This window comes from Anoxybacillus amylolyticus (genome assembly GCF_001634285.1).
Classification (GTDB): domain Bacteria; phylum Bacillota; class Bacilli; order Bacillales; family Anoxybacillaceae; genus Anoxybacteroides; species Anoxybacteroides amylolyticum.
The window spans coordinates 2,116,148-2,129,261 of record NZ_CP015438.1 but is presented as its reverse complement, the minus strand read 5'-3'; the positions used below and the strand labels follow the sequence as shown (position 1 = coordinate 2,129,261).

Annotated in this window: 9 protein-coding genes and 1 pseudogene; 8 read left to right on the top strand and 2 right to left on the bottom strand. The window is 46.0% G+C overall.

All coding sequences use genetic code 11. The features are described from left to right. Positions 1-174: 174 nt before the first annotated feature. Positions 175-1,077, bottom strand: a complete 903-nt coding sequence (locus tag GFC30_RS10825) for a glutamate biosynthesis transcriptional regulator GltC (RefSeq protein ID WP_066325393.1) — start codon at positions 1,075-1,077, stop codon at positions 175-177. A 118-nt stretch (positions 1,078-1,195) separates the two neighbouring features. Between GFC30_RS10825 and gltB the strand changes: the two genes are divergently transcribed. The 4 genes and pseudogenes from gltB to GFC30_RS10805 all read left to right on the top strand — a co-directional run bounded on the left by gltB (position 1,196) and on the right by GFC30_RS10805 (position 8,211). Beyond that, entirely contained in the window at positions 1,196-5,740 is a 4,545-nt protein-coding gene (gene gltB / locus GFC30_RS10820; protein ID WP_066325391.1) for a glutamate synthase large subunit, read from the top strand. 31 nt (positions 5,741-5,771) lie between these two features. After that, a pseudogene (locus tag GFC30_RS16910) lies at positions 5,772-5,948 on the top strand (glutamate synthase); the annotation flags it as partial. A gap of 160 nt (positions 5,949-6,108) precedes the next feature. Continuing rightward, complete coding sequence (locus GFC30_RS10810; protein ID WP_066325383.1) at positions 6,109-7,548, top strand: glutamate synthase subunit beta; 1,440 nt, start codon at positions 6,109-6,111, stop codon at positions 7,546-7,548. Between the two features lie 72 nt (positions 7,549-7,620). Further along, the gene (locus GFC30_RS10805) at positions 7,621-8,211 is read left to right on the top strand and encodes a phosphatase PAP2 family protein (RefSeq protein WP_238583497.1); all 591 of its coding nucleotides are present in this window, start codon (positions 7,621-7,623) and stop codon (positions 8,209-8,211) included. A 96-nt stretch (positions 8,212-8,307) separates the two neighbouring features. On the opposite strand, the gene GFC30_RS10800 is transcribed toward GFC30_RS10805, so the two are convergent. Next, positions 8,308-8,919 (bottom strand): hypothetical protein, encoded by a 612-nt coding sequence (locus tag GFC30_RS10800; protein ID WP_066325375.1) that lies wholly within the window; start codon positions 8,917-8,919, stop codon positions 8,308-8,310. 75 nt (positions 8,920-8,994) lie between these two features. On the opposite strand from GFC30_RS10800, the gene GFC30_RS10795 reads away from it, so the two are divergent. The 4 genes from GFC30_RS10795 (at position 8,995) to GFC30_RS10780 (ending at position 13,040) form a co-directional block, all read left to right on the top strand. Beyond that, positions 8,995-9,447: a DMT family transporter gene (locus GFC30_RS10795; protein WP_238583496.1), complete on the top strand. Its 453-nt coding sequence runs from the start codon at positions 8,995-8,997 to the stop codon at positions 9,445-9,447. Positions 9,448-9,655: 208 nt separating this feature from the next. Further along, complete coding sequence (locus GFC30_RS10790; protein WP_084256305.1) at positions 9,656-10,777, top strand: RNA-guided endonuclease TnpB family protein; 1,122 nt, start codon at positions 9,656-9,658, stop codon at positions 10,775-10,777. 232 nt (positions 10,778-11,009) lie between these two features. Continuing rightward, complete coding sequence (locus GFC30_RS10785; protein WP_066325369.1) at positions 11,010-11,243, top strand: hypothetical protein; 234 nt, start codon at positions 11,010-11,012, stop codon at positions 11,241-11,243. 225 nt (positions 11,244-11,468) lie between these two features. Continuing rightward, the gene (locus GFC30_RS10780; RefSeq protein ID WP_066325367.1) at positions 11,469-13,040 is read left to right on the top strand and encodes a PucR family transcriptional regulator; all 1,572 of its coding nucleotides are present in this window, start codon (positions 11,469-11,471) and stop codon (positions 13,038-13,040) included. Positions 13,041-13,114: the final 74 nt, after the last annotated feature.

Here is a 13,114-nt window from a genome sequence, read left to right as displayed (position 1 = left end):
AGCTGTCTAGCTTCAAGCGCCATCAGTGTGATGAGCTCCGCCCTTTCTTTCGGTGGCGAAACATGGATTGGCTTCACGGAGGTTACCCACGCAGAACCAAGCCATGCTTGGTTCGAGTTCTCCTCGGTGTGGCTTGTGCGCTCTTCGCCGATAGGCGGGCGCTTTGCGCTGTTCTTAGCGATATTTTTCTAACATCGAGAAAAATCGTTTGACAAATTCATAAAACACTTTGACCGATGGAGCGAGTTCGTGTTGGCTAGAAATAATAATTCCGACGTTTCGTTTTACTTCTGGTAGTTCGATCGGAATTTTGACCGTAAAGCGCGGCATTGTATCATAAAACGTATTTTCTGGAAGCAACGTAATGCCAATGCCGGCAGAAACGAGCCCTTTAATAGCGTCCAAATCTTCCCCTTCCGATGAAATAAGCGGAGAAAATCCCGCCTGTTTGCACGCATCGCGGACGATTTTATGCAGCACATATCCTTCTGGAAACATAACAAACGGCTCTTCGCGCAATTCATTTAACGTTATACTTGTTCGGTTCGCAAACCGATGGTGGAGCGGCAACAGCACGGAAAACGATTCGATGAATAAAATATCACCGCGAATTTCTTTCTCTTCCGTCGGAATTGGTCCGAGAAACGCTAAATCAACTTCCCGCTTTTTCACCGCCTCGATTAAAAATCGGTAAGAACCTTGTCGTAAATGAAATTTTACATTTGGATGTTCTGCTTTAAAGGCAGAAATAACCATCGGCATCGTATGGCTCGCTAAGCTTGTCGGAAAGCCGATTTTTACCGTTCCTCGTTCGGGGTCTAAGTATTCTTCGATTTGTTGCTTCGCATGATCGACAGCGCGCAATATTGCTTCCGCATGGGGAAAAAAATAGCGCCCCGCTGGCGTCAAGCGGACATTTCGCCCTTCCCGTTCAAACAACTCCACTCCTAACTCATCTTCTAAATTGGCAATTTGCCTGCTAATCGCGGACTGAGCAACGTGAAGCAGTTCTGCCGCTTCGGAGACGTGCTCCCGCTTCGCTACTTCAACAAAGTACTTCAACTGCCTAAGCTCCACTCTATCCCTCCTGTTTATCTATCGCAAAATGAGATGGATTTAATCTTAATTATATATTGTTTATATGAATCATGGAAACTACAATTACAAGTAAGACTTTAACGGAAGGGGAAGGTAGATGAAACACGTTGGACTACCGAAGGCGCAAGGTCTTTACCGTCCTGATTTTGAGCGGGATGCCTGTGGCATCGGGCTGTATGCCCATCTAAAAGGAAAAAAATCGCACGATATCGTAAAAAAAGGGCTGCATATGCTGCGGCAACTCGAACATCGTGGCGGGCAAGGAAGCGACCCAGAAACAGGAGACGGGGCAGGGATAATGGTGCAAATCCCGCATGAATATTTTCAAACGGTTTGCGGAAAAATGAAGCTCCCCGAAAAAGGGCATTATGGTGTCGGAATGGTTTTTCTTCCTGCACATGAGGCAGAGCGCACGCATTACGAGCAACAAATAAACGACATTATTCAAGCGGAAGGACAAACGCTATTAGGCTGGCGGACGGTACCTGTGAATAGTGGGAAGCTCGGCAAATTGGCGGAGCAAAGCAAGCCATTCATCCGCCAAGTATTTATTGGCGCAAGCAGCGATTTACAAGATTCGCTCGCGTTTGAACGAAAGCTATACGTCATTCGCAAACAAGCGGAAAAGCTTTCGCCGAACAACGAATTTTATTTCGCTAGCCTCTCAAGCCGCACGATTGTCTACAAAGGGCTATTAACCCCAGAACAGCTCGATGCATTTTACGTTGATTTACAAGATGAACGGTTTCAATCGGCATTTGCGCTTGTCCACTCTCGGTTTAGCACGAACACGTTCCCAAGCTGGGAAAGAGCGCATCCGAACCGCTACCTAATCCATAATGGCGAAATCAACACGCTTCGCGGAAATGTCAATTGGATGATGGCACGGGAAAAACAATTCGTTTCTTCCCACTTTGGCGACGAGCTACGAAAAATTACTCCTATTCTAGATATGAATGGAAGCGACTCATCGATTTTAGATAATGCGTTCGAATTTTTCGTGCTCGCTGGAAAAGAATTAGCTCACGCAGCGATGATGCTGATTCCAGAGCCATGGTTTTGGGACAACGAAATGGACGATGCGAAAAAAGCATTTTACGAATACCATAGCTGTTTGATGGAACCGTGGGACGGTCCGACGGCGATTGTGTTCACGGACGGCAACCAAATTGGCGCCATTTTAGATCGCAACGGTTTACGTCCAGCTCGCTATTATGTAACAAAAGACGACTATATTATTTTTTCCTCGGAAGTGGGCGTGATTGATGTCGCACCAGAACAGGTGCTTTATAAAGATCGTCTAAGCCCAGGGAAAATGCTGCTCATTGACTTAGAAGAAGGCCGAATCATTTCCGACGAGGAGATAAAAACAAAAGTAGCAAGCGAAAGGCCATATCGCCAATGGCTGAACGAACAAATGCTATCGCTAACGGACTTAGATATCCCAGCCGAAACTGAACCGATAGAAAGCTTAACAACGCTACAAAAAGCGTTCGGCTATACGTACGAAGATGTCGAGAAAACCGTATTAGTAATGGCGCGTGACGGAAAAGATCCCGTCGGGGCGATGGGGAACGATGTGCCGCTCGCGGTCTTATCGGATCGTCCGCAAAGCCTGTTTCATTATTTTAAACAGCTATTTGCGCAGGTGACCAATCCACCGATTGATTCGATTCGTGAATATATCGTGATTTCGACGATGACATTACTTGGAAAAGAAGGGAATATCCTTCATCCTGAGGCCTCCTCAGCGCGGCGTATTCGCCTAGACACGCCTATTCTTACTAACGAAGAGCTCGCGGCATTGAAAGAAAACTCGTATCCGGAGTTTCGGGCGGTAACTATCCCAGCACTCTTTACAAACGATTTGCAAAAAGCGCTCGATGAACTTTGCCAAACAGCCGAGGCAGCAATGGAAAAAGGAGCAGTGTTGCTTATTCTGTCCGACCGTGGCGTTGACGAACAGCATATCGCCATCCCGCCGTTGCTTGCGGTCAGTGCCCTTCACCAACATTTCATTCGAAAAGGGACGCGGACAAACGTAAGCATTCTTGTCGAGTGCGGGGAAGCGCGGGAAGTGCATCATTTTGCGGCATTAATTGGATATGGAGCAGATGCGGTGAATCCGTATTTAGCGCTTGAAACCATTCGCAAGGCGGTTGAGGCGAAAACAGTGCAGTTGACATATAAAAAAGCGGTGGAAAACTATCAAAAAGCAGCTACGGACGGTGTGGTCAAAGTAATGGCGAAAATGGGCATTTCCACCGTCCAAAGCTACCGTGGCGCACAAATTTTTGAAGCAATCGGCATCGGAGAGGATGTCATCGAGCAATATTTTACCGGTACTGCTTCCCAACTTGGCGGCATTGGGTTAGAAGAAATAGCGAAAGAGGCAAAAATGCGCCATGAACAAGCGTTCTACACGCTTGATGAAACGCTTGACTCCGGCAGCGAATTTCAATGGAGAAGCAATGGAGAACACCATGCATTTAATCCAAAAACGATCCACCTTTTACAATGGGCGTGCCGAAAAAATGATTACGAATTGTTCAAACAATATTCGAAACTAGCAAACGAAGAACGTGTTACGTTTTTACGCAATTTGTTTGTGTTTGATGAAACGAGGGAACCGATTCCGCTAGATGAAGTAGAACCGGTGGAATCGATCGTTCGTCGCTTTAAAACAGGAGCAATGTCGTACGGCTCGATCAGCCAAGAAGCGCATGAAGCGCTCGCGATTGCGATGAACCGTATCGGCGGCAAAAGCAATAGCGGTGAGGGTGGCGAAGATTCAAGCCGCTATGTGGTCGATGCAAACGGCGATTTTCGCCGAAGTGCCATTAAGCAAGTCGCTTCAGGACGTTTCGGGGTAAAAAGCCATTATTTAGTGAACGCGGACGAATTGCAAATTAAAATGGCCCAAGGCGCAAAACCTGGGGAAGGCGGACAACTGCCAGGCAATAAAGTATATCCTTGGGTCGGAAAAGTGCGCGGCTCTACTCCTGGAGTGGAACTAATTTCACCGCCGCCGCATCACGATATTTACTCGATTGAAGATTTGGCGCAGCTGATTTACGACTTGAAAAACGCCAACCGCCACGCCCGCATTAGCGTCAAGCTTGTGGCAAAAGCGGGCGTCGGTACGATTGCAGCTGGCGTCGCCAAAGGGGCGGCGGATGTGATCGTCATTAGCGGTTATGATGGCGGCACTGGCGCGTCGCCAAAGACAAGTATTAAACACGCAGGACTCCCTTGGGAGCTTGGGCTTGCCGAGACGCACCAAACGTTAATGCTAAACGGCTTGCGTGACCGCGTCGTGCTAGAAACAGACGGAAAGCTGATGACAGGACGCGATGTTGTCATGGCTGCACTGTTTGGGGCGGAAGAGTTTGGATTTGCGACTGCACCGCTTGTCGTCTTAGGCTGTGTCATGATGCGCGTTTGCCATTTAGACACGTGCCCGGTTGGAGTGGCGACGCAAAATCCAGAGCTGCGTGAAAAATTCATGGGCAAACCAGAGCATGTCGTGAATTTTATGTATTTTATTGCGCAAGAAGTTCGCGAACTAATGGCGCAGCTTGGCTTCCGGACGGTAGAAGAAATGGTGGGAAGGGTCGATGTATTAAAAGTAAGCGAGCGTGCGAAACAACATTGGAAAGCAAAGCATTTACATTTGTCGCGCCTATTGTATCAAGTAGATGGTGTACGCACTTTCTCACGTCCGCAACAGCATAAAATCGAACAGTCGCTTGATAATGAAGTATTGTTGCCAGCCGCTAAACGCGCGTTTGAACGCCAAGAAAAAGTAGAATTGTATCTCGACATTCGCAACGTCCATCGCACGGTCGGCGCGATTGTCGGCAGCGAAATTTCCAAACGCTATGGCGAAGAAGGGCTACCGGAAGATACGATTTGTCTTCATTTCCGCGGCTCTGCCGGTCAAAGTTTCGCCGCCTTTGTGCCGAAAGGAATGACGATGACACTTGTTGGCGATGCGAACGACTATATTGGAAAAGGGCTTTCTGGCGGCAAAGTAATCGTCCTTCCACCAGAAGAAGCGACGTTTGCGTCAGGCGATAACGTCATTATTGGAAACGTCGCCTTTTATGGAGCAACGTCAGGCGAAGCGTATATTCGCGGCCGTGCGGGGGAACGGTTTTGCGTCAGAAACAGCGGGGTAAACGCCGTTGTCGAAGGCGTTGGCGACCATGGCTGTGAATATATGACAGGCGGGCGCGTCGTCATTTTCGGAACGGTCGGCAAAAACTTCGCGGCAGGAATGTCTGGCGGAATCGCTTACGTATTGGCGGATAACGACGAACAATTTATGCGGACGGCGAATCGGGAAATGGTATTGTTCGAATCGCTAGAAGATGCAGAGGAAATTCGCGAAGTATATGGCATGATTTCGCGACACTATCAATATACAAACAGCCCAAAAGCAGATGAGCTATTAGCTGATTGGGATTCATTCGTCCGGAAATTTGTGAAAGTGATTCCAAAAAACTATAAACGGGTGATGGAAACTATCGCGACGATGGAACGTTCGGGATTGTCAAATGAACAAGCGCTGTTTTCAGCGTTTGAAGTAGTGGCAAAACAGAAAGAAGCAATAAGTCCATTGGAAGCGGTCGCGAAATAAGCGACCGCCTTCACAAAGAGGGGGACAAACGATGGGAAAAGCGACAGGATTTATTGAATATGTGCGTGAAGAAGAAGGGAAGCGAAAGCCGCTTTCCCGCTTGGACGATTGGAAAGAGTATACGTCACCATTTTCCGACGACACGCTTTCTCGCCAAGGAGCGCGCTGCATGGATTGTGGAACTCCTTTTTGCCATATGGGAATGGAACGGGTGATGGAAACTATCGCGACGATGGAACGTTCGGGATTGTCAAATGAACAAGCGCTGTTTTCAGCGTTTGAAGTAGTGGCAAAACAGAAAGAAGCAATAAGTCCATTGGAAGCGGTCGCGAAATAAGCGACCGCCTTCACAAAGAGGGGGACAAACGATGGGAAAAGCGACAGGATTTATTGAATATGTGCGTGAAGAAGAAGGGAAGCGAAAGCCGCTTTCCCGCTTGGACGATTGGAAAGAGTATACGTCACCATTTTCCGACGACACGCTTTCTCGCCAAGGAGCGCGCTGCATGGATTGTGGAACTCCTTTTTGCCATATGGGAATGGAATGGAACGGGCTGACGTCCGGTTGCCCAATTCATAATGTCATTCCGGAATGGAACGATTTAGTCTATCGTGGTCGTTGGAAAGAAGCGTTAGCTCGGCTATTAAAAACGAACAATTTCCCGGAGTTTACTGGAAGAGTATGCCCTGCCCCTTGCGAAGGTTCCTGTACGGTGGCGCTTTCCGATCCGGCGGTTGCCATTAAGGGCATTGAGCGAGCGATTATTGATAAAGGATTTGTGGAAGGGTGGATGCACCCGCGCATCCCGAAAAAGCGTACAGGGAAAAAGGTGGCGATTGTTGGTTCAGGTCCAGCCGGTCTTGCTTGTGCCGATCAGTTGAATCAAGCCGGGCATTCGGTAACGGTGTACGAGCGAGCAGACCGCATTGGTGGGCTGTTAATGTACGGTATTCCGAATATGAAATTAGAAAAAGAAATCGTTGAACGGAGAGTTCGATTGTTGGCAGAAGAAGGCGTTACGTTTGTAACGAATACGGAAGTTGGCAAACATATAACCGCCGAAGCGCTTCGAGCGCAATACGATGCCGTCGTTTTATGCACGGGTGCTCAAAAGCAGCGCGATCTTGCCATTGAAGGAAGGGAATTAGACGGGGTATATTTTGCGATGGACTATTTAACGTCCGTCACGAAAAGTTTGCTTGACTCTAATTTTATGGATGGAAATTTTATTGATGCAAAAGATAAACACGTTATCGTCATCGGCGGTGGCGATACAGGCGCAGACTGTGTGGCGACAGCGCTAAGGCAACAGTGTAAAAGCGTCGTTCAGTTCGGCAAACATCCGGCATTGCCAGAAAAGCGAAAAGAGGATAACCCTTGGCCGCAATTTCCGCTTATTTTTACGCTCGACTATGCGTATGAAGAGGCAAGAGCAAAATTTGGCGAAGACCCGCGCCAATATTGCATTCAAACGAAAAAAATAGTCGGAGACGGAAAAGTACAAGCACTTCATACGATTCAAATGGAAAAAACAGAAGATGGAACGTTCCGCGAAATTCCAGGAACAGAAAAAGTATGGCCGTGCGACCTTGTTTTTATAGCTATCGGCTTTGAAGGTCCGGAACAATCCCTTTTTGCGCAGTTTGGGGTAGTTAACCACCAAATGACTAAGTATGCAACAAACGTCGAAGGGGTGTTCGTTGCAGGGGATGCAAGGCGAGGACAGAGCCTAGTCGTATGGGCAATTCGCGAAGGAAGAGAAGCGGCGCAAGAAGTACATCATTTTTTAATGAATGTAGCGAGATGATAAAGAGGGGAGAGTGTGCCCCTCTTTTTATAATTGTGATAGAAAGATATAATAAAATGGCAAAGGAGGGAGATGATGAACAAAAAGCTTGTCGTACTATGTATTAGCTCTTTTTGTCTATTTGTAGCGCTATGGTGGGCGATCCACTACCCAACCGTTATGTCTATGGATCAAACGTTGCTTACTAGTTTTCGGGCATGGGGATGGTTGAATTCTTTGTCATTGCTTGGGGCTTCTGTCACGATTGGCGTCTGCAGCATTATTCTTGTTTTGTTTTTATTGCTGCGAAAAAGAGTATATGGAATGGTTCTTGTATTAGTAGCTGTCGCTGGAGGATATGGGCTGAATACGTGGATAAAACATGTAGCAGGAAGAGAAAGACCACCGTTTTCCCATGAGGAAGGATTTAGTTTTCCGAGCGGCCATGCGATGATGTCTAGCATTTATTTATTGCTGGCAGCCTACCTTCTCGGGAAAGAGGTGGAGCAACGATTTGCCCGATTTCTCATGTACGGCATTTCCATCCTATTGGCGTTATTCACAGGGATTAGCCGCTTGACGCGCCAAGTTCACTATCCGACCGATGTACTGGCTGGATTTGCCTTGGCTGCTTCGTATCTTTCGCTTTGCATACTCGTGTATGAATTTTTTCAAAAAAAATAGACTAAAATATTCTTAAGTTCTAGCTTTTCTGCCGTAGTCGGCAAGTTTTGCTTGCCGACTACGGCATAGATAATCAACGCTCGTGATTAGCACCTGTTAGATGGATTTTCGTTTGCGCAATGTGCGGATTGCTATCTCGTGTTCTCCTAGCATTTCGTAGATTGATTCGTGGCGTTCGAGAAGTTCTTGCAGCAGTTCTGTGTTTTTCTCCACTTTTCCGTGAAGCTTATGCACATCCATGCTTAATGCCTCAAGTTTTGCATCTGTTTCATCTTGCCGATGCATAAGCGCTTGGACGAGCGCATATAATTCTTCTTGTCCAGCTAACAACGACTTTTGCGTCGTTTCAAATTGAGTTTGCCGTTCTTCCATACGGGAGAAAGCATTTTCAAGGTTGGTTTGCTGTTCTTCCATACGAGAGAAAGCATTTTCAAGGCTGGTTTGCCGTTCTTCCATACGAGAGAAAGCATTTTCAAGGTTGGTTTGCCGTTCTTCCATACGAGAGAAAGCATTTTCAAGTTGAGTTTGCCGTTCTTCCATACGAGAGAAAGCATTTTCAAGGTTGGTTTGCCGTTCTTCCATACGGGAGAAAGCATTTTCAAGGCTGGTTTGCCGTTCTTCTAAGCGCTTTTGCCCTTCCTCAAGCGATTCTACTTTTGTTTTCACCTCGTTTAACGTATCGAGAATTTGCTGCAGCAGCTGCTCCATCTTTTTCACCCCCTTTACAACTTTCTATTATACCATTTGGCGAAGGTGGAAGAAATAAAAATAACGTTAGGAGGAATGATGATGAAATGGGTATATATGTTACTTGCGTTAGCCGGTGGTATGATGGCAGGGACGCAAGCACCGATTAACGGCAGTCTTGGAAAAAAGATTGGCAGTTTAGAAGGGGCGTTTACTTCATTTTTTGTCGGGCTCCTATTTTTAACATTTCTTACCCTTTTTTTCGGGAAAGGACAGCTAGTAAACGTATTTTATGTGCCGAAATGGAATTTACTAGGAGGATTGCTAGGTGCGGTGTTTGTAACGATTATGATTGTAACCGTACCGAAAACAGGGGCAGCAACTGCCATTTTCGCCGCCATTGCCGGGCAAATGATCGCTAGCCTTCTTATTGACCACTTCGGATGGTTCGGGGTTCCAAAAATCCCAATCAACATGAACCGCATGCTTGGAGTAGTATTGATGATACTTGCGTTATTTTTCATTCATCGCGGAAGCAAATGGACATAATGAACAGCGGGAAAATATATTCATAAAACGTCTAATCTTTAACAAGCTTGCTTCAGCAAGGGGATTCAATTGGTCGTGTCGTTGAAAATTTAGACTCTAAGCGAAGGAAAGGTGGGGGAGGAATTGCCCTTTTTTACTTTTTGCACGAAAAACGGTCCATTCTTTCAGTAATATATGGTATAATTGTATATATACTGAAAAAAAGGAGGTGAAACGTATGGAATTGGTCGTCACCGCTAAAATTCGGTGGTTACCAACCGAAGCTCAACACCTGCAACTCATTGAGACGATGCAAGCGATGAAACAAGCGTTGAACTTTGCATCGAAAGTCGCATACGAACACCATCTGCTTTCCTCGTTTAAGAAACTGCAAGTCTTGGTGTATCGAGACTTGCGGGAGTTGTTCGGACTAAAATCACAAATGGCGTGTAATGTGTGTACAATTGTCGCAGGTGTCTATGCGTCCATGAAATCCAATGGCGAACGCACGCTAGCGGTGTTTAAAAAGCCTAAACTCCAATATTCGTACAATCGAGACTACTCGTTTACGAAAGACGGACAGATGAGCATTGGCACGCTAAACAAACGAATCAAAATGCCTTTTCTGACAAAAGGGCAGGAACGCTATTTCGATGGCTCTTGGGAGTTTGGCACAGGTACACTTGTGTACAAAAAAGGCAAATTCTACTTGCATGTCGCAGCGAAAAAAGTGATCCATCCCCCTTCGGTGTATCAACACGTGGTCGGTGTGGACATGGGGATGCGCTTTTTAGTGACCGCTGTGGATTCACGCAATCGTCATTTGTTTATCAAGGGCACTCCCATTCAGAGCGTCAAAGCACGATACGTCCGACTTCGCAAAGAGCTCCAACAACGCAACACGAAATCCGCTAAACGCAAGCTAAAGAAAATCGCTGGACAAGAAAACCGTTTCATGACCAATGTCAATCATTGTGTCAGCAAGGCACTTGTTCAGTTTGCAGGAAAGCATAGCTTGCTTGTCCTGGAGGATTTGACAGACATCAACGATACGGTGTGCGTTCGCAAAAAAGACCGATACGTGCGATTCACATGGGCGTTCGCTCAACTCCGCTTGTTCATTGAATATAAAGCACGACTACACGACAGCCACGTCCTTGCCGTTCCTCCTGCTTACACGAGCCAGCAATGCCCAACATGTGGGTTTACACATAAAAACAACCGCAAAAAACAGATCCATACGTTTATATGTGGGGCATGTGGCTATACCTCCAACGATGATCGAGTAGGGGCGTTAAACTTACGCCAAAAGGGAATGGAGTACCATCATGGCGTGACCGCCCAAGCATGACTTGTGTGGTCGGGGTGCCGTCAACCACCCTCATGCAACCCCATGCGAAGGAAGGATATTGATGCCCGCTTGCACTTCTGGGGAGTTGCAAGCCCCCGCTTCAAGCGTTAGCTAAGTGGGGGGGAGTTGACAGTGCAGACGCTCGTAAATATTTTTCCGTACGTATCATACAGCAACCGAACAATGCATAGCTATTAAAAATCCTTCATTTTCAAATAAAGGAGAGGTTGCGGTGGAGTTTTACTTACAAGCAAAAGATGGCGCGTTTCCATGCGAAGTAACGATTGATGAAGACAACGGAAGGTACATGATTCGCAAGGCAGATACAAGCGGTGAAGTGTTTAACACACCGGAAGAATTAGTGCGTTGGATTGTGGAGAACTGGAAAAGCGATGACTTTCTTGATCACGAGCAGTTCGAGCGCATGATGAACGACATTCGTCTGTATATGCCGATTAACCAATAAAAGGAACGGGGCAACTCGTTCCTTTTTCTATATCGAGGCAAGCCTGTGGATTGTCTTCGTCGCGCGTTGGCGTGACAGAGAACGCGATGTTGTTCGGTCGCCCGACAGTCGAAAACTAACGATGGAAACGGTAAAAATGTGGAAGTTTCAAAGTGCATCTATATAAGGCAGGAATGGCAATGTTTTTGCGGAATACGTATGGTAATAAAGCGAGGGGGTGGGAGCATGCACGAACATTTTCAATTCACGGTGGCAGATGTGTTGAAGCGAAAACATTTTGAAAACGCAAAAGTAATTGCGGGACACCAAGGGGTGCATCGCATCGTGAAGTGGGTGCACGTCGTCGAAGTGACTAACATTCATCATTTATTAAGAGGAAAAGAATTGATTTTATCTACTGGTGTTGGCTGGAAAGAGAACGAATCGCTCCTTCTTTCCTTTTTGCGGCAGCTGATTGAATGCGACGCCTCTGGATTATGTATCGAAATTGGTACCCATACTTCCTCGATTCCGCAAGAAGTGATTCAATTGGCGGATGAACACCAATTTCCAATCCTTCTTTTTTTACAAGAAGTTCCGTTTGTTGAAATTACACAAGATATTCATACGTACTTAATTAACCGCCACTATCAAATGATCGCTAATTTAGAAGCATACTCTCAACAGCTCAACAAAAAGTTATTGGCGATTGACCATTATTACGAGATTTTAAAGTTTTTACACCATTATTTAGGCCATCAAGTATTGTTTCAAATGAATGGAAAAGAGGCAGAGTTCGTTCCGGAATGCTCGGAAAAAAAGAAGCAGGAATGGTTGGCATCCGTTGAACAACCGTCGAAGCAAACCGCTTCCCAAGCGATACAGCTGTTTTACAACGACTATGCTCGGCTCTCCATTCTTTCTACCGCCCAAGAAATAAGCGAATTTGATTTGCTTATTTTAGATCGGACAGCAACCGCCATCGCCCAGCATTTATTGCGCGATTTGTACGTTGAGGAAAAAAAGCGATTGGCCGAACAAGAATGGCTGAAAGGCTGGATAGAAGGAGAGCATAGCCCGCAAGCAATTGCTGCTTATTTCACCGAGCACGCTCCGCAAGTAAAGCCCAAAGGTGGCGTTGTTGTGCTTTGCAAATTCCCGCCGGCAAAACGATTAAAAGATGTAACGTATTTTCTCCTACTGTTTCGGACGATTTTTGAACAACAAGGCTTCCATTTATTTTCCGTTCAGTTACGCCATTCTCTTCTTTTTATTTTTGTAAATACACGCGACGTACACACATGGAAAGTACGGATGCAAGCAGGAATTGATCGTCTGTTGCAATCGGAGTTTATGCAAAAAAAACTATCGATTGGATTAAGCATTGGCAAATTTGTGGACAACCTTGCCTCGCTCCCGAAAAGCTATCAAACAGCGCAAGAAACAAGCCGTATCCAACAACGTCTTGGCAAAAAAGCCGCTAGCTACTTTTATGAAGATTTGCATATGGCAAGAATTGTTTCATTAATGGACGCGTCTGGCAATTTACGTGACATAGTGAACGAATATTTAGCTCCAATTATTCAATATGACCAAAAACATAACGGAAAGTTACTAGAAACGCTAAAAGTATATTTAGCGTGCAACGGTTCGAAAAAAGAGACAGCCGAACAGCTTTTTATTGTGCGCCAAACACTTTATCACCGCCTTCAAAAGCTTGAACAACTATTAGGCGATGATTTTATGCATCCGGAAAAGCGATTGGCGATGGAATGTATGATTTATGCGTATGAATATTTGCCAAATCTTTTGGAATAAAACGATTCACGCTTGTCATATTGTGGAATGGAGGGATGTGCTATTTTTACATTTTGTCTAATGAATGCCTTTTG